Source organism: Mycetohabitans endofungorum, assembly GCF_002927045.1.
Taxonomy (GTDB): domain Bacteria; phylum Pseudomonadota; class Gammaproteobacteria; order Burkholderiales; family Burkholderiaceae; genus Mycetohabitans; species Mycetohabitans endofungorum.
In genome coordinates, this window is record NZ_PRDW01000004.1 from 42,830 (window position 1) to 59,911 (window position 17,082).

The 17,082-nt window shown below is 63.9% G+C and carries 14 protein-coding genes; 10 read left to right on the forward strand and 4 right to left on the reverse strand.

The window, feature by feature from the left end; all coding sequences use genetic code 11:
* Window positions 1-59 precede the first annotated feature (59 nt).
* Window positions 60-2,396: a Tex family protein gene (locus tag B0O95_RS05005; protein WP_104076918.1), complete on the reverse strand. Its 2,337-nt coding sequence runs from the start codon at window positions 2,394-2,396 to the stop codon at window positions 60-62.
* 92 nt (window positions 2,397-2,488) lie between these two features.
* On the opposite strand from B0O95_RS05005, the gene B0O95_RS05010 reads away from it, so the two are divergent.
* From B0O95_RS05010 to B0O95_RS05020, 3 genes are all read left to right on the forward strand, one after another.
* Entirely contained in the window at window positions 2,489-3,343 is an 855-nt protein-coding gene (locus B0O95_RS05010) for a colicin transporter (RefSeq protein ID WP_233203127.1), read from the forward strand.
* Window positions 3,344-3,475: 132 nt separating this feature from the next.
* Complete coding sequence (locus B0O95_RS05015; RefSeq protein WP_104076919.1) at window positions 3,476-3,691, forward strand: DUF465 domain-containing protein; 216 nt, start codon at window positions 3,476-3,478, stop codon at window positions 3,689-3,691.
* Window positions 3,692-3,784: 93 nt separating this feature from the next.
* Window positions 3,785-6,205 carry an ATP-dependent DNA helicase gene (locus B0O95_RS05020; RefSeq protein WP_104076920.1) on the forward strand — a complete coding sequence of 807 codons (2,421 nt, stop codon included), beginning with the start codon at window positions 3,785-3,787 and terminating at the stop codon, window positions 6,203-6,205.
* 117 nt (window positions 6,206-6,322) lie between these two features.
* Here B0O95_RS05020 and B0O95_RS05025 read toward each other — a convergent pair whose 3' ends face one another.
* The gene (locus tag B0O95_RS05025; protein ID WP_104076921.1) at window positions 6,323-7,138 is read right to left on the reverse strand and encodes an outer membrane protein assembly factor BamD; all 816 of its coding nucleotides are present in this window, start codon (window positions 7,136-7,138) and stop codon (window positions 6,323-6,325) included.
* 16 nt (window positions 7,139-7,154) lie between these two features.
* Between B0O95_RS05025 and B0O95_RS05030 the strand changes: the two genes are divergently transcribed.
* The 6 genes from B0O95_RS05030 (at window position 7,155) to phaR (ending at window position 14,056) form a co-directional block, all read left to right on the forward strand.
* Window positions 7,155-8,273, forward strand: coding sequence for an RluA family pseudouridine synthase (locus B0O95_RS05030; protein ID WP_104076922.1), 1,119 nt, complete (start codon window positions 7,155-7,157; stop codon window positions 8,271-8,273).
* A complete protein-coding gene (pgeF, locus tag B0O95_RS05035; protein WP_104076923.1) occupies window positions 8,270-9,196 on the forward strand; it encodes a peptidoglycan editing factor PgeF in 927 nt (308 codons plus the stop codon). Before B0O95_RS05030 ends, pgeF begins: the two co-directional genes overlap by 4 nt.
* 255 nt (window positions 9,197-9,451) lie before the next feature.
* Window positions 9,452-11,359: a class I poly(R)-hydroxyalkanoic acid synthase gene (gene phaC, locus B0O95_RS05040; RefSeq protein WP_104076924.1), complete on the forward strand. Its 1,908-nt coding sequence runs from the start codon at window positions 9,452-9,454 to the stop codon at window positions 11,357-11,359.
* 46 nt (window positions 11,360-11,405) lie between these two features.
* On the forward strand, window positions 11,406-12,587 hold the full coding sequence (locus B0O95_RS05045) for an acetyl-CoA C-acetyltransferase (protein ID WP_104076925.1): 1,182 nt from the start codon (window positions 11,406-11,408) through the stop codon (window positions 12,585-12,587).
* Window positions 12,588-12,633: 46 nt separating this feature from the next.
* Window positions 12,634-13,374, forward strand: a complete 741-nt coding sequence (locus B0O95_RS05050) for a 3-ketoacyl-ACP reductase (protein WP_104076926.1) — start codon at window positions 12,634-12,636, stop codon at window positions 13,372-13,374.
* 106 nt (window positions 13,375-13,480) lie between these two features.
* Entirely contained in the window at window positions 13,481-14,056 is a 576-nt protein-coding gene (phaR, locus tag B0O95_RS05055; protein WP_104076927.1) for a polyhydroxyalkanoate synthesis repressor PhaR, read from the forward strand.
* Between the two features lie 223 nt (window positions 14,057-14,279).
* Here phaR and B0O95_RS16395 read toward each other — a convergent pair whose 3' ends face one another.
* The gene (locus tag B0O95_RS16395; RefSeq protein WP_332908551.1) at window positions 14,280-14,525 is read right to left on the reverse strand and encodes an Rrf2 family transcriptional regulator; all 246 of its coding nucleotides are present in this window, start codon (window positions 14,523-14,525) and stop codon (window positions 14,280-14,282) included.
* 690 nt (window positions 14,526-15,215) lie between these two features.
* On the opposite strand from B0O95_RS16395, the gene rimO reads away from it, so the two are divergent.
* Complete coding sequence (gene rimO, locus B0O95_RS05070) at window positions 15,216-16,553, forward strand: 30S ribosomal protein S12 methylthiotransferase RimO (RefSeq protein ID WP_199180436.1); 1,338 nt, start codon at window positions 15,216-15,218, stop codon at window positions 16,551-16,553.
* A 3-nt stretch (window positions 16,554-16,556) separates the two neighbouring features.
* On the opposite strand, the gene B0O95_RS05075 is transcribed toward rimO, so the two are convergent.
* Window positions 16,557-16,955, reverse strand: a complete 399-nt coding sequence (locus tag B0O95_RS05075) for a hypothetical protein (protein WP_104076929.1) — start codon at window positions 16,953-16,955, stop codon at window positions 16,557-16,559.
* Window positions 16,956-17,082: the final 127 nt, after the last annotated feature.

The window sequence follows — 17,082 nt, forward strand, 5'->3', positions numbered from 1 at the left end:
TGTTGCTGTACTTCAGCAGCCGCGCAGTGCAGCGCACGTTGCCGCAGCCGCCGCCTCCGTCAGCGCAGTTTGAGCTTGGCGAACGCGGCTGCCATCGCGCCTTGCGGTTCCGTCTCCCGACTGCGCCCGCCGCGGCCCTGACCGCCGCGTCCACCGGTATCCCGGTCACGCGCTGCCGCGCTGCCCGCGCCGGCCCCGCCTGCCGTGGCGTCGTCTGACAGGCGCATTGTCAGCGAGATACGCTGCCGTTTCAGGTCTACCTCGAGCACCTTAACGGTGACGACCTGGCCCGCCTTGACGACCTCGTGCGGGTCCTTCACGAACTTCGTTGACATCGCGGACACGTGCACGAGCCCGTCCTGGTGCACACCAATATCGATGAACGCGCCGAATGCCGCGACGTTGGTTACCACTCCTTCGAGAATCATCCCGGGCGACAGGTCGGCGAGCGTCTCGACGCCTTCGCGGAACGTCGCAGTCTTGAACTCGGGCCGTGGGTCGCGCCCCGGCTTTTCGAGCTCACCCAGGATGTCGCGCACGGTGGGCAAGCCAAAGCGTTCGTCGACGAACTCGGCTGCGGACAGCTTCGACAGCACGTCACGGTTGCCCATCACATCGGACACCGACTTGTTGATCTTCGCGAGGATGCGCTCGACCACCGGATAGGCCTCTGGGTGCACTGCCGAGCGGTCCAGCGGGTTTTCACCATGGTTGATGCGCAGAAAGCCGGCTGCCTGCTCGAAGGTCTTGTCGCCCAGGCGCGGCACCTTTTTCAAATGCTCCCGGGACGGGAATGGTCCATTGGTGTCGCGATAATCGACGATGTTGCGTGCGAGTGTTGCGTTCAGGCCAGATACCCGGGCAAGCAGCGCAATCGATGCGGTGTTCGCGTCCACGCCCACCGCGTTGACGCAATCCTCGACGACCGCATCCAGCGTGCGTGCCAATTCTCGCTGATTGACGTCATGTTGGTATTGGCCCACACCAATCGCCTTCGGCTCGATCTTCACCAGCTCGGCGAGCGGATCCTGTAGGCGGCGCGCGATCGAGACCGCACCGCGCAGCGATACGTCCAGTTCGGGGAATTCCTTCGCCGCCAGTTCCGACGCCGAGTACACCGACGCGCCCGCCTCGGAGACGACGATTTTTTGCAGCTTCAGTTCAGGATGTCGTGCGATCAGCTCGCTGGCCAGCTTGTCGGTTTCGCGTGATGCGGTGCCGTTGCCGATGCTGATCAGCTCGGCCTGCGTCGCTTGGGCGAGCCGCGCGAGCCGAGCCAGCGACCCGTCCCAATCGCGGCGCGGTTCATGCGGGTAAATCGTATCGGTGGCCAGCAGCTTGCCGGTGCGGTCGACTACCGCCACCTTGACGCCGGTGCGCAGCCCCGGGTCCAACCCGATCACCGCCCTGGGGCCAGCCGGCGCGGCCAGCAATAGGTCCTTTAAGTTTCGCGCGAACACATTGATCGCTTCGTGCTCGGCGCGCTCGCGCAACTGGTTCAGCAGGTCGTTTTCCAAATGCGGTTGCACCTTCACGCGCCAGCACCAGCGGCACACGTCGCCGAGCCACTTGTCGGCCGGCCGCCCTTGGTTGGCAATGCCGAAGTGGCGCGCGATCATCGCTTCGCCAGGATGCGGCACTTGTGCATCGAGTTCCTCGCCTAGGCCAAGCTTGACGAACAGCACGCCGGCATTGCGGCCCCGGAACAGCGCGAGCGCGCGGTGCGACGGCACCGTCTTGATCGTCTCCGCGTAATCGTAGTAATCGCGGAATTTCTCGCCTTCCTCTTTTTCCTTGCCCTCGACGACAGTGGAGATCACTACGCCCTGGTTCCACAGGTAGTCGCGCAGCCGGCCCAGCAACTCGGCGGTTTCACCGAACTGCTCGGACAGGATGTCGCGCGCGCCGTCCAGCGCTGCCTTGAGGTTGGCAATGCCTTTGTCGGCATCGACGAAGCGGGCGGCTTGCACTTGCGGCTCGCGCGTCGGATCCGCGAGCAACGCATCTGCCAGAGGCTGCAACCCCGCCTCGCGCGCGATTTGCGCACGGGTGCGACGCTTGGGCTTGTACGGCAGGTAGAGATCCTCGAGCGTTTGTTTTGCGTCGGCAGCTAGGATCGCGGTGCGCAATTCATCAGTCAGCTTGCCCTGCTCGTCAATGCTTTGCAGGATCGCTGCGCGACGATCCTCCAGCTCGCGCAGGTACAGCAGCCGCTCCTCGAGCAAGCGCAGTTGCGTGTCGTCCAAGTTGCCGGTGACTTCCTTACGGTAGCGCGCGATGAATGGAACCGTTGATCCTTCGTCAAGCAGTTGTACGGCGGCGGCGACCTGCCGTGGCTGGACATTCAACTCGGTGGCGATGCGCTGTACGATCTTCAGTGCTACGTTGTCCGTCATGGGTGAGGCTTGTGCGGGTTCGAGCCGGGCATTTTGCCATAAGCGCGATGCGGGCCGGTCGTGACACAAGATCGCGATGATAGAATTCCGACATGCACGACCGCCTACCGACGTTCTCCCCTGCACCGCGCCAGCGCGCTCGCGAATCGATGCCGCTCAGCGGGTCCCTATCTTCGCGATCGCACCGTCACGCGGCGGCGGTAACCTATACTGCGCGACGTGCGCGGGCGTGGCCGCTGGCTGGATGGCTGCTTGCGTGGGTGGCCAGCATTGTGCCGGCTGCGCCGTTGTACGCGCAGGCCGCGGATTGGGACGGCGCCGATGGGCGAGCGCAAGATGCATCGTTCGGTGCCCGACAGGCGCAGCTCGATCGCCGCAGCGAGCTAAACCGGTACGAGTATGGTGTCGCGAGGCACAACTGCTACAGCGCCATCCTGGTCAACCATTGTCTGGAGAAGGCGCGCGACCGAATGATTGCGAACAAGATGCTGATTCGCGACGAGCAAAATGCGCTCGACAACGAGCGCCGGGCCGTGCATGCGCGACAACGTGACGAGCAGGCTGCGCGCAAGCGCGAGGCGCACGCGCGCGAGGCGCCTCAACGCACGGCGCGTGAGCGCGAGAACGAGCAGTCGTACGAAGAGAAGCAGCGCCAGCATGCGATCGATGAGGCGCGACGTAACGCGCAAGCACCACAGGGCGAGGCGAACCAGCGCGCGTACGATCAGAAGCAGGTGGACTACCAACGCAAGCTCGAGCAGGCGCGGCAGCAGGCTGCCCAGGATGCGCAGCAGCGGGCAGACAATGCGCGCAAGTTCCAGCAGAAGCAGCAGCGCGCGGCACAGCATGCGCAGGACGTACGCGAGCGCCAAGCCCGCGCCGCGCGCAAGCAGGGCGCTTCCACGCCGGGCGCCGCGTCGGCAGCCTCCGGCACGGGCGGACAGTAGGACCGCAGGCCCGGCTTGCGGACAAATGCCCAAGTCCTGCGTCAACCGCAGTAGAATCATGGTAACGCGACTTCATTTCGGGTGCCGACGTCACAGGTGTGACGGCTCCAGATCGATCCGGAGGAAAAGGGCATGCAGCATGCATACGACGCTGACACGGTGGCAATCCAGAGCCAGATTGCTCGACTTCAGGATGAGCATCATGACCTAGACTGCCTGGTCAATCGGGTGGCTGGCGTGCCCGGTATGAGCGACCTCGAGCTGCAGCGGCTAAAAAAGCGCAAGCTGAAGGTCAAGGACACGATTACGCTGTTGCAGTTACAGCTGGGGCCAGATACTAATCATTGATGCAGCGCGGCGGTTCCCGCCGCGTTCGCGCGACACGCCGGTAGGCGGCGTGCGCTGGCACGGCGCCACACCGACTTTGCAGGAATTGCCGCATTGACCTCCACGCCTGAATTGCGTCCGCGCGAACCGGATAGTTCGCCCTCGATTGATGGCGCGCTGGCCGCGCCGACGCTGACCCCGGACGGACTCACCGTTGCTCCGCGCCGGCTCGCCGAACTCGACGCGATCTTCGCTGCGGACGGTGTGTTGGCCCGTCATATCGACGGCTATCGGTCGCGTGAAGCGCAACTGCGCATGGCGCAAGCGGTCGCGGCGGCGATCGATGCGACGGGCCGCCTGCCGGATGCCGACGCGCTTGCGCTGGCTCATACCGAACGTCCATCGCGGCGGCTTAGCGCGCAGCGCGGCGAGCTGCGCGCTAAGCCGGGCGCCGTGCCCGCCGGCGCCGCGTCGTGCGACGCGGATGCTACAGCGGGCGACAATACGCTGATCGTCGAGGCCGGTACCGGCACCGGTAAGACCTTCGCGTATCTAGTGCCCGCGATGCTGTGGGGGGGCAAGGTGATCGTGTCCACCGGCACTAAACATTTGCAGGACCAGCTGTTCCAGCGCGACATTCCGACGGTGCGCGACGCACTCGCGGTTCCCATATCGATCGCAATGCTCAAGGGACGCGCGAACTATCTGTGTCACTATTACCTGGCGCGTACCGCCGACAATGGCCGGTTGCCGTCGCGGCAGGACGCCGCGCATTTACAGGAAATCGTGCGCTTCGCGAAGGTCACGCGCAGTGGTGACAAGGCCGAGTTGGCTAGCGTGCCGGAAAACGCGCCAGTGTGGTCACTGGTGACGTCCACACGCGACAATTGCCTGTCGCAGGAGTGCCCGCATTACAAGGACTGCTTTGTGATGCAGGCGCGTCGTGATGCGCAGCAGGCTGATCTCGTGGTGGTCAATCACCATCTGTTCTTTGCCGACATTATGCTGCGCGACACCGGCATGGCTGAGTTGCTGCCCAGCGCGAACACGATCATCTTCGACGAGGCGCACCAACTGCCCGAGACCGCGACACTGTTTTTTGGCGAGACGTTGTCTACCGCGCAATTGCTCGAACTGGCCCGCGACAGCGTCGCCGAAGGCCTGCTCAACGCGCGCGATGCAGTCGAATGGACGCGGCTTGGCGCGACGCTGGAGCGCGCCGCGCGCGACGTCAGGCTCGCGTTTAAGCAGGATTCGCTACGCATCTCGCAGTCGCAACTCGGCAACGAGCATCCGTTGTTCGACGCGCTCGTCGGCGTCGAAGCGGCGCTCGACGAATTGATCGCGGCGCTCGCGCAGCAGGCCGAACGCGCGGAGCCGCTGGCCAATTGCCTGCGGCGTGCCCGAGAACTGCGGCAGATGCTCGATGGCTGGTGCGGGCCGGACAACGCGCCGGCGCAAGTCGCGCCATCCGCGGGCTCGCGGCAGCGCGGCGACGTCGCATCGGTATCAAGATTTGCGCTGGCATCGGCGTCTACATCTGCATCGACACCGACATCGGCGTCTGCGTCGGCGTCTGTATCAGGATCCGCTTCGGGATCGGTGCCGCCCGACGGCGCGGGCCAATTCGGCGACGAGAGGGTGCGCTGGGTGGAAGTATTTTCCCACACGGTACAATTGCATCAGACACCGCTGTCTGTCGCTCCGATATTCGCGAAGCAACGCGCGGGCACGCCTCGCGCGTGGGTCTTCACTTCCGCGACGTTGTCCGTGCGGGGCGATTTTAACCACTACGCCACGCAAATGGGCCTGAACGCGCGTCGCTCGATGACGCTGTCTAGCCCGTTCGACTATCCCAATCAAGCATTACTGTATGTGCCGCGCAATTTGCCGCAACCGTCATCGCCGTATTTCACGGACGCGGTGTTCGATGCCGCGCTGCCGGCGATCGAGGCGTCCGGCGGCGGCGTGTTCGTACTATGCACGACACTGCGGGCGGTCGACCGGATGGCCGCTCGATTGCGCGACGCGATCGTCGCGCGGGGATGGCCGTATCCCTTGCTGGTGCAAGGCGAGGCCAGCCGCACCGAGTTGCTGGACCGTTTCCGTCAATACGGCAACGCGCTCCTGGTGGGCAGCCAGAGTTTCTGGGAGGGCGTGGACGTGCGCGGCGACGCGTTGTCGCTGGTGGTTATCGATAAGCTGCCGTTTGCGCCGCCCGACGACCCGGTGCTGGCCGCGCGGCTGGACGCATTGACGCGCAAGGGGCTGAGCCCGTTCGCGATGCACCAGTTGCCGCAGGCAGTGATCACGCTGAAACAGGGAGCCGGCAGGCTGATTCGTGCCGAAACCGATCGCGGTGTGCTGATGATCTGCGATCCGCGCCTGGTCGACAAGCCGTACGGCAAACGCATCTGGCAAAGCCTGCCCCCGTTCCGCCGCACCCGCGAGATCGATGCGGTGCGGACCTTTTTTACTGGCTCGGTGCCAGCGAATCCGCCTGTCGATTCACATCCGGTGTCCCAGTTGGCGTGACGGTCGCGGGCATCGCGCGGACATGAAAAGCCCGGCGTAAGCCAGGCGATTTGACGACAGGCGTGGCGCGGCGTGGCGCCACGCGGTATCAAAACCGGCGCGTGCGGCCGGCCCGGTTCACCAGAATTGATACCATGGCTTTTCACCCTTGCGCAGTGTGCGGGCGTGACCGGTCACGTATGGGCTGTCCGGAAACGTCGATGTGAGCACGCGCTGGGTGTCGTCGGCGAGCTGCGGCTGGTTCAGCGCGCGATAAGACAATATCATCACATGCAGCGCATCCTCGGTGGCCGGCGCATTCTTGTATTCCTTCAGCACCATTTGCGCGCGGTTGATCGCGGCGACGTACGCGCCGCGCCGATAGTAATAGTCGGCGGTGTGCACTTCGTGCGACGCCAATGCGTTGACGATGTAACGCATGCGTTGTGCGGCGTCCGGCGCGTACTTGCTGCTCGGATACTTCTCGACGACGACGCGAAACGCATCGTACGAGTCACGCAACGCCTTCGGGTCACGCTCGCTCATGTCCTGACCGGCGAAGCGGCCGAACAGACCCAGGTCGTCGTTGAAGCTGATTAGGCCCTTCAGGTAGTACGCGTATGCGATATCCGGATGGTCGGGGTGCAACTGAATGAAGCGGTCTACCGATTGTTCGGCCGCCGCTGTTTCATTGTCCTTCCATTGGCAGTACGCGACGTTGATCTGTGCCTGTTGTGCGAAATGACCGAACGGATCGCGCCCCTGCAGCAATTCGAAGTACTTCGAGCACTTGCCCCAGTCACCGGCGGTAAAGGCGTCCTGGGCCTCCGAGTATAATTTCTGATTGGTCCACGCTGCCGTTTCGTCCGTTTTCTCGGGCAGACCGTGGCAGCCGGCGACGATCGCCGCTGCGATGGTTACGGCAGCGATCCTCAATGTGTTCAGCACTCGCATTTCCAGTGAAGTCCAGATGACTCGTTCAAATGACCGGTCCAGCGCCGGCGTCGATCCGCACGATTATAGCCCAAGCGAAAGCCCGGCCCGCCTCGACGAGCAGGTTGCGCGGGTACCGCCGGCATTGGCGGGCGAGCGGCTGGACAAGGTCCTTGCGCGACTGTTCCCCGCCTTCTCGCGCAGTCGCCTGCAGACGTGGATCGACGCGGGGCGTGTGACGTTGGACGGCGCACCGGCGCGGCTGCGCCAGCCAGTGCCGCCGGGCGCGACCGTGCGGCTCATGCCGGACCTGCTGCCGCAAGCGCTGGCGTTCGCGCCGGAGCCGGTGCTATTGCCGATCGTCTACGAGGACGACACCTTGGTTGTGATCGACAAGCCGGCCGGGCTGGTCGTGCACCCGGCCGCGGGCAATTGGAGTGGCACGCTGCTCAACGGCCTGCTGCATCGCTATCCGGATGCTGCCGGACTGCCGCGTGCGGGCATTGTGCACCGTCTAGACAAGGACACCTCAGGCCTAATGGTGGTCGCGCGTACGTTGGCCGCACAGACGGATCTGGTCAGGCAGTTGCAGGCGCGCACGGTCAAGCGTCGCTATATCGCGCTTGCCTGGGGTGTGACGCCGCCGAGCGGATGCATCGACGCGCCGATCGGACGTGATCCGCGTGAGCGCACGCGCATGGCGGTGCTCGCCGGGGCAGCCGGCAAGGCCGCGCGCACGCACTTCGAGACCGTGGCCACCGGCGTGTGGTCCGGACAACCGGTATCGAGGCTGCGTTGTGATCTGGAGACCGGGCGCACGCACCAGATCCGCGTACATCTTGCCCATACCGGCCACCCGCTGCTTGGCGACCCGCTGTATGGCCGCGTGCGCAACGCGCGGCAACGGCCCGCGCTGCCCGCCGGCTTCGCACGCCAGGCGCTGCATGCGTGGCGGCTCGCGCTGGTGCACCCGGCCACCCACGCGCCGGTGGCGTGGCGCTCGGCGATGCCGGAGGACCTGGCGCAATTGGCCGCCGTGCTCGGGCTGGCGGACACACCCGATGACGAGGCCGCAACAATCGACTTTGCACAGCAACACGCCTACGATGACGACAGCGGCAGTGTTGCCGACGATGAGGAGGACGAGTTCGAATGAATCCAATCGGCGCCCCGACGTCCCAACGCTTTGCCGAGTTGACGCTGTCCGACTGCATCGTGCCGGACTGGCGCGTGAGTCAGCGCGTGTGTGCGCTGATTACCACGCGCGCCGGCGGCGTGAGCCGCGGCGCATATGGCGTACTGCGTAATCAGCAATGCGCGCCCGGCGGCCTGAACCTGGGGCTGCATACCGGCGATGACATGGATGCGGTGTACGAGAACCGTCGCCGCGTGCTCGCGCTGGCGGGTGCGCACGCCGCGTGGCTCGAGCAGGTGCATGGCACGCGCGTGGTTAGCGCCGACGAAGTGGTCAAAACCAATCTGCTGACAGCGGATGCGCAGGGGCCGAAGGCCGATGCCAGCGTGACCGACCGCGCCGGGGCGGTTTGCGCGATACTAGTGGCCGACTGCATGCCGGTGTTGATTTGCGACGAAGCCGGCCGCGCCGTTGGCGCCGCGCATGCCGGATGGCGCGGGCTCGTCGGCGGCGTGATCGAGCATACGGTCGGTGCGGTGCGCGCGTTGCTCGCGCGCCATGAGCATGCGCCCAGGGTGTTGCACGCGTATCTCGGCCCATCGATCGGTCCATGTGCGTTCGAAGTCGGGGAAGAGGTGCGCGCCGCGTTCCTCGACGCGTCGCTGCCGGACGAGCGTGATGCGACCGATGCGGCGTTCGTCGCGCTGCCCTCACGTGTTGTCGATGACGTTTCACGTGTCGATGACATCGCCGATGTGCACGGCGATGGTCGATGCAAGTACCTCGGGAACCTCGGCGCACTAGCCCGGCTGAGGCTAGCCCGGGTCGGCGTGCACCATGTGAGCGGGCCCCACGCGTGCACGTTCAGCGATCCTGCGCGTTTCTATTCCTATCGACGGGACCGCACGACGGGTCGCATGGCAGCATTGATCTGGCTGGCCTGACCGTGTGTGCGGTGTGGCAGCGGCCCGCACTGCCACACCGCACGGCTGCGGTCGCGTGCCGCGACATCGGGAAAATGCTGATTAAAAGAAATGGCGCAGTGCGGCAAAATCGGTCGTCGTGATTGACACGCGTCGTGCGGGGGAGCAAGAATGCCCGGAGGCGGGCGATCGGCGACGGCCTTGCAGCGCGTTTGCGCGACCGATACACAGCCTGCCTTTGTTACTCTATAAGAGCACCGGTCACTCCATACGGGTATGGCAGACTCATCCAGAACCTCGCAGCAATCCAGCACTGGTGCTCCGTCAGGCGGGGATTCGGCCGGCGATATCCGACCTCTGTTCGACGGCTGGCTGAACGCATGGCGCCAGTTCACGGACCCGGCCACTTGGCCGCAACGGATGACGGCCATGCAGCAGGCCGTGGTCGCACAGCCGGCGGCGCGCGACGCAGACGAGCGCGCGGGTGGCGCAGAGGACGGCAAGGGCCGCGCCGATCTGCCACACGGCGGCGCAACTGCCGCGCCCATCGGCGCGATGCCCAGCGTGAGATTCGATCCGCAGCGATTGCAAGCGCTGCAGCATGACTATCTGCACGAGTGCCAGACATTGATTAAGCGCGCGCTGAAATTCACGCCGGGCTCGGCGGACATCGACGCGCTGTTTGAGCCGGGCGACCGCCGCTTCAGCGCCGACGAATGGAAGGCGACGCCGACCTACGCGTTGGCGGCGGCGTGGTACCTGCTCAACTCGCGCTATCTGAACAAGCTTGCGGATGCACTGGATGCGGATGCGAAGACGCGCGAGCGGATCCGTTTCGTCGTCGAGCAGTGGGTCGCCGCGGCATCGCCAAGCAATTTTCTTGCGCTCAATCCGGAAGCGCAAAAGATGCTGCTCGACACCCAGGGGGAAAGCCTGCGGCAGGGCATCGCGAACTTGTTGGCGGACCTGCAACGCGGCAAGATCTCGCAGACCGACGAATCGCGTTTCGTGGTCGGCAAGAACCTGGCGAGCACTGAAGGCTGGGTCGTGTTCGAGAACGAGTTGATCCAGCTGATCCAATACACGCCACGCACGCCGACGGTCTACGAGCGGCCGCTGCTGGTCGTGCCGCCGTGCATCAACAAATTCTACATTCTGGATTTGCAGCCGGACAATTCGCTGGTGCGCTACGCGCTTGACGAGGGCCACCCCGTATTCCTGATATCGTGGCGCAATGCGGATGCGTCGATTGCGCACAAGACGTGGGACGACTATATCGCTGACGGCGTGCTCGCGGCGATCGGTGTCACACGCGATATTACCGGCCGTGAGCAGATCAACACCCTTGGCTTCTGCGTCGGCGGCACGCTGCTCGCGACGGCGCTGGCCGTGCGTGCCGCACGCGGCGAGCCCCCGGCTGCGTCGATGACGCTGCTCACTGCGATGCTAGATTTCGGCGACACCGGTGTGCTCGATGTGTTCGTCGATGAGGCGCACGTCGCGATGCGCGAGCAGACGATCGGCGCAAAAGGGGGCGGCGCGCCAGGCCTGATGCGCGGCGTCGAGTTTGCGAATACGTTCTCGTTCCTGCGGCCGAACGACCTGGTATGGAACTACGTGGTCGAAAATTACCTGAAGGGACGCACGCCGGCGCCATTCGACCTGCTGTACTGGAACAGCGATTCGACGAACCTGCCGGGGCCCATGTATGCGCGCTATCTGCGCGAGACGTACCTGGAGAACCGCTTGCGCGTGCCGGGCGGCGTGACGGTGTGCGGGGAGCCGGTGGATCTCACCCAAATTGACGTGCCCGCGTTTATCTATGGATCAAGGGACGACCACATCGTGCCATGGCGCACCGCGTACGCATCGACGTCGCTGCTCAGCGGCCCGCTCAAGTTCGTGCTCGGCACATCCGGGCACATTGCGGGGGTAATCAATCCGCCGGCCAAGAATAAACGCAGCTATTGGGCAATAGAAGGGGGAACCCGCGCGTTGCCAAACGATCCCGACCAATGGTTCCAGCAGTCCACGCAGCGGCCCGGAAGCTGGTGGCCGGAATGGTCGGGATGGTTGGCGCAGTATGGCGGCAAACGGATCAAGGCGCGAGCGAAGGCCGGCAATGCGACATACCCGCCGATCGAACCCGCGCCGGGCCGTTATGTCCTCGTACGCGACATATGAACATACCGCGCATGCAATCGGATAAGGGTTTGACAAAGGAAAGCAAATGACTGACGTTGTGATCGTGTCCGCCGCCCGTACCGCGGTCGGCAAATTCGGTGGCTCGCTGGCGCGCATTCCCGCGCCTGAACTTGGCGCAACGGTGATCCGGGCCGCCCTGGAGCGGGCCGGCGTGAAGCCGGAGCAGGTCAGCGACGTGGTCCTGGGACAGGTGTTGACCGCCGGCTCCGGCCAAAATCCGGCGCGCCAGGCGCTGATCAAGGCCGGGCTGCCCACTGCCGTGCCGGCGATGACAATCAACAAGGTCTGCGGCTCCGGCTTGCAGGCGGTGATGCTGGCCGCCAACGCGGTGATCGCCGGTGACGCGCAAATCGTGGTCGCCGGCGGCCAGGAGAACATGAGCGCCGCGCCGCACGTACTGCCCGGATCGCGCGACGGCTTCCGGATGGGGGGGGCGAAGTTGATCGACAGCATGATCGTCGACGGCTTGTGGGACGTCTACAACCAGTACCATATGGGCATCACCGCCGAGAACATCGCGCAGGAGTACGGCATTACGCGTGAGGCACAGGACCAGTTCGCCGCGCTGTCGCAGAACAAGGCCGAGGCCGCGCAGAAGGCCGGTCGCTTCGACGACGAGATCGTGCCGATCGATATCCCGCAGAAGAAGGGCGAGCCGGTGCGCTTTGCGACCGACGAGTTTGTGCGCCACGGCGTGAGCGCAGAATTGCTGGCTGGGCTCAAGCCGGCATTTTCAAAGGAGGGCACGGTCACCGCGGCGAACGCATCGGGCATCAACGACGGCGCGGCGGCGCTTGTCGTGATGTCGGCGAAGAAAGCCGAAGCGCTCGGCTTGAAGCCGCTGGCTCGGATCAAGGCGTACGCGAGCGCGGGAGTCGAGCCGAAGGTGATGGGTATGGGACCGGTGCCCGCCTCGCGTCGCTGCCTGGAGCGCGCGGGCTGGTCGGTGGCCGACTTAGACTTGATGGAGATCAATGAGGCGTTTGCTGCGCAGGCGCTGGCGGTCCATCAGGAAATGGGCTGGGACGTGTCGAAGGTCAACGTGAATGGCGGCGCGATCGCCATCGGTCATCCGATCGGTGCTTCCGGTGCGCGTATCTTGGTCACTCTGTTGCATGAAATGCGCCGGCGCGACGTGAAGCGCGGTCTGGCGTCGTTGTGCATCGGTGGCGGCATGGGTGTCGCGCTCGCAGTCGAACGTGACTGAGCGGCATCGGCGCGAGCAACAGAATCGATATCGGAGGACGTGACAGATGACACAGCGCATTGCATACGTAACGGGAGGGATGGGCGGCATCGGCACCGCGATCTGTCAGCGGCTGCACCGCGACGGATTTCGCGTGGTGGCCGGATGCGGTCCAAACTCGCCCCGTCGCATGAAATGGCTCGACGATCAGAAGGCATTGGGCTTCGAGTTTATCGCGTCGGAGGGGAACGTCGGCGATTGGAGTTCAACCAAAGCGGCGTTCGATAAGGTCAAGGCCGAAGTGGGTGATATCGACGTGCTGGTCAACAACGCGGGCATCACGCGTGACGTAGTGTTCCGTAAGATGACCGTCGAGGACTGGACCGCGGTGATCGACACGAATCTGACGAGCCTGTTCAACGTCACGAAGCAGGTCATCGACGGCATGGTCGAGCGCGGCTGGGGACGGGTGATCAATATCTCGTCGGTGAACGGCCAAAAAGGGCAATTCGGGCAGACGAACTACTCGACGGCCAAGGCCGGCATCCATGGTTTTACGATGGCGCTCGCGCAAGAGGTGGCGACCAAGGGCGTGACCGTCAATACTGTGTCGCCGGGCTACATCGGCACCGACATGGTCAAGACGATTCGTCAAGACGTGCTCGAGAAAATCATCGCGACTATTCCAGTTAAGCGCTTCGGCGCGCCGGAGGAAATTGCATCGATTGTCTCGTGGCTCGCCTCGGATGAATCGGGCTTCGCGACAGGTGCAGACTTTTCCCTGAACGGTGGTCTGCACATGGGGTGATGCGCGTGTGGCGCGCCACCCCACGCGCGCCGCGGATGCATCGCAGAACAAGGGGCATGCCGTCCGTCGAGGATGGCACGTCCGTATTCGTCCTTGAAGGCGTGACATGACGACTACAAAGAAACCTGCCGAACGTCTGATCAAGAAATATCCGAACCGTCGGCTCTACGATACCGAGACGAGCACATACATCACGTTGAGTGACGTGAAGCAGCTCGTGCTCGATCAGGAAGCGTTCAAGGTGGTGGATGCCAAGTCCAACGAGGACCTGACCCGCAGCATCCTGCTGCAGATCATCTTGGAAGAGGAAAGCGGCGGGATGCCGATGTTCTCGTCGTCGATGCTGTCGCAGATCATTCGTTTCTATGGTCATGCGATGCAAGGCTTGATGGGAACGTACCTGGAGAAAAATATCCAAGCCTTCATCGACATCCAAAACAAGTTTGCCGAGCAGTCGAAGGGACTATACGATAACAATGCGCTGAACCCGGAAATCTGGTCGCAGTTCATGAACATGCAAGCGCCGATGATGCAAGGCATGATGACCAGCTACATCGAACAGTCGAAGAACATGTTCGTGCAGATGCAAGAACAAATGCAAAATCAGGCCAAGACCCTGTTTAGCAGCTTTCCGTTCGCGCCGGGTGGCGGCACGTCATCGTCCGGCGATGATAAGAAATAGTCGGTGCCAGTGCGCCGGGGGCGCTCCCGCGTCGGTACTCGATCGCCCACCCGGCACGTACCCGAGCGCACGCCGGCCAGGTGCCGGATTGGATATCGGGCGCGTACCGTACCGACGTTGTGCTACATCACGCCCCCACGGGCGACGTCTATCAGACGGACGAAGTCTACTCATTTCCGGCCGAGGTGGTGTCAAGAACGAAGTGGCCGGTTGCCCGTTGAGACTATGTTGCCGTCTTGTCCAGCGTTGACGATGCGACATCGCGCGCGGTCTCCGAGAGCCGCTTTTTACCCATCCGTTGAAGCAAAGCGAGTGTCCAGCCTCCGCCGGGGCCGCCTGTGGACCTGGCGTATCCCGCTTTGTGCAGCGCGGCCATGGTGCGGCGAACAAAGACCGGATGCGTGTGCAGCATCTGCGCGATCGTCTCAGAGGTCGTCGCGTCGCCGTACTGATGCGTGCCAGCTTCCACGCTGTTGCACCCGTAACTGGGAGGTGCAATCTGCTTTCGAGGGCTTGCGCGTCGAGGTTCCCGCCCTGTACCTGGTCGGCGAGCGCGACACGGGTCTGGCCATTCCCGGCATGCGGGAAATCATCTGCGGATGTCGCGGATCGTCACGAACCTGCGAGCGTCCCGGGTGATTCCGGGCGTGGGGCACTGGCTGCAACGGCGTCGGTGCCGCAGGCAACCAAACGCAGACTACGTGCTCAGTTTCGCGCGCTCGATCCACTGGAGCTGTTGAGCCGAATGCGCGAAGCGCAACAGCGCGTCGCACAATGTATTGAATCCGGCTTGGCGCCGACGCAGGCAAACATACCTGCTCGCGTTCCACTCGCGGATTTCCTGGCGAGTCTTGGCACAGCGTGGCCATGCACGATGTCCCCGCTGTGGCCGCCGGTCGTCGTCGCCTCGCGGTTGCAGCGGTTAAGCGCAAACGCAGTAGAGGTATCCCTAATGTCAGCCACGGCTTTCCGGCGCCGCAGCCGACGCTCGACGTGATCCGTATGGGCCTCTGTCGATCGGCGAGCATGTTGCCGGCGCCCGGCACGGTAAAATCTGGCTTTGTCGGCGCAAGGCGCTAGGAACCCTCACAAGTACGGTACATCAGTGAAAAGCCATCACGAAGCAAAGGTCAAGCCGGATTGCGCACCCAAAGTTGGCATGGTCAGCCTCGGCTGCCCAAAGGCGCTTGTCGACTCCGAGCAGATCATCACGCAACTGCGCGCGGAAGGTTATCAGATCTGTGGTACCTACGACGGCGCCGACCTGGTCGTCGTCAATACGTGCGGTTTTATCGACGAGGCCGTACAGGAAAGCCTTGACGCAATCGGTGAAGCACTGGCCGAGAATGGCAAAGTCATCGTCACCGGCTGCCTGGGTGCGAAAAAGAACGCGAGCGGCACGGGTCTGATCGAGCAAGTTCACCCGAAGGTGCTCGCCGTGACTGGCCCGCATGCGCTCGGTGAAGTGATGCAGGCCGTCCATACGCATTTGCCCAAGCCGCACGATCCGTTTGTCGATCTGGTGCCGGCGGCCGGTATCAAGCTCACGCCGAAACACTATGCGTACCTGAAGATCTCCGAGGGGTGTAATCACCGCTGTACGTTCTGCATTATCCCGTCGATGCGCGGTGATCTCGTCTCGCGTCCGGTCGCGGAAGTCATGCTTGAAGCCGAGAACCTGTTCAAGTCCGGCGTTAAGGAACTGCTGGTGATCTCGCAGGACACGAGCGCGTATGGCGTCGATGTGAAGTTCCGCACCGGCTTCTGGAACGGCCGCCCGTTGAAGACGCGCATGAACGAGCTTGCCGCGGCGCTCGGCGAACTGGCGGCCCAGTATGGCGCATGGGTGCGGTTGCACTACGTGTATCCGTATCCGAGCGTCGACGAAATCGTGCCGCTGATGGCCGATGGCCCGTATCGCGGTCACCTGCTGCCGTACCTGGACGTGCCGCTGCAACACGCCGATCCACAGGTGCTGCGGCGGATGAAGCGGCCCGCGAACGCAGAAAAAACGCTGGAGCGCGTGCGGGCATGGCGTGACGCATGCCCGGACCTGACGATACGCAGCACGTTCATTGCCGGTTTTCCGGGAGAAACCGAAGCGCAGTTCGAGGTGTTGCTGGATTTTATCCGCGAAGCGCAACTGGACCGAGTCGGCTGTTTCGCCTATTCACCTGTCGAAGGGGCAAGCGCGAACGAACTCGACGGCGCGCTGCCGGACGACGTGCGCGAGGCGCGTCGCGCGAGGTTCATGGCGGTCGCCGAGTCGGTCTCTGCCGAGCGCTTGAAGCGCAAGGTCGGCAAGACGCTGAAGGTGCTGATCGACGAGGTCAACGCCGACGGAGGCATCGGGCGCTCGGCGGCGGACGCGCCAGAAATCGACGGCGTGGTCTACGTATCGCCGGCCAGCAAGGCATCGCGGCGCTACAAGGTCGGCGATTTTGTGAACGTCAGGATCACCGGCGCAGACGGGCACGATCTGTGGGGCGACGTCTGAGCACTACTCGTTCTCGGGCAACGCCGGCCTGAAGGTGGGGTTGATCGGCTTGTTCAGCGGTCCCTTGACCGGCAGCACCTTGACGACAAGTCCACGGTCGGTCTGGGTCGCGACGATATCGTATGAGATGTCCCCGGTGCACGTGTGTGCGATCCAGCGCTGCGGCTTACCGGGCGCCGGCGCCACATCGGACGGCTTCTCAATATTCTGCACGCTATCACAGCCGGAGCGCATCGACGCATCCAGCCGCACCATGTTGTCCGCCGAGCGGCTCGCCGGCGCGAGGTCCGGCGCGGCGGGCTTGCGGTGCACGAACGGGATCGACCATGAACTGCAGGCGGCGAGCACTGTGCTCGCCGAAACGATGGCGGCGATGCCCACCGCGCGCTTGAAAACTGCCATTGTGTTTCCTCGAAACAACGCCTGTGCGGTCCTTGCCGCCGTGCACGGCGGCAAGACTCGGATCATACTCGCTTGCGCCGATATACTGATAGCGCCACTTTTTTACACATGCCGATGAAGTCCATTG

Coding starts and splice junctions, on each gene's coding strand:
- pgeF (WP_104076923.1), top strand. CDS start 8,270: ATGAATCCAATCGGCGCCCCGACGTCCCAACGCTTTGCCGAGTTGACG.
- rimO (WP_199180436.1), top strand. CDS start 15,216: ATGGTCAGCCTCGGCTGCCCAAAGGCGCTTGTCGACTCCGAGCAGATC.
- B0O95_RS05015 (WP_104076919.1), top strand. CDS start 3,476: ATGCAGCATGCATACGACGCTGACACGGTGGCAATCCAGAGCCAGATT.
- phaR (WP_104076927.1), top strand. CDS start 13,481: ATGACGACTACAAAGAAACCTGCCGAACGTCTGATCAAGAAATATCCG.
- B0O95_RS05005 (WP_104076918.1), bottom strand. CDS start 2,396: ATGACGGACAACGTAGCACTGAAGATCGTACAGCGCATCGCCACCGAG.
- B0O95_RS05010 (WP_233203127.1), top strand. CDS start 2,489: ATGCACGACCGCCTACCGACGTTCTCCCCTGCACCGCGCCAGCGCGCT.
- B0O95_RS05045 (WP_104076925.1), top strand. CDS start 11,406: ATGACTGACGTTGTGATCGTGTCCGCCGCCCGTACCGCGGTCGGCAAA.
- phaC (WP_104076924.1), top strand. CDS start 9,452: ATGGCAGACTCATCCAGAACCTCGCAGCAATCCAGCACTGGTGCTCCG.
- B0O95_RS05075 (WP_104076929.1), bottom strand. CDS start 16,955: ATGGCAGTTTTCAAGCGCGCGGTGGGCATCGCCGCCATCGTTTCGGCG.
- B0O95_RS05050 (WP_104076926.1), top strand. CDS start 12,634: ATGACACAGCGCATTGCATACGTAACGGGAGGGATGGGCGGCATCGGC.
- B0O95_RS05025 (WP_104076921.1), bottom strand. CDS start 7,138: ATGCGAGTGCTGAACACATTGAGGATCGCTGCCGTAACCATCGCAGCG.
- B0O95_RS05030 (WP_104076922.1), top strand. CDS start 7,155: ATGACTCGTTCAAATGACCGGTCCAGCGCCGGCGTCGATCCGCACGAT.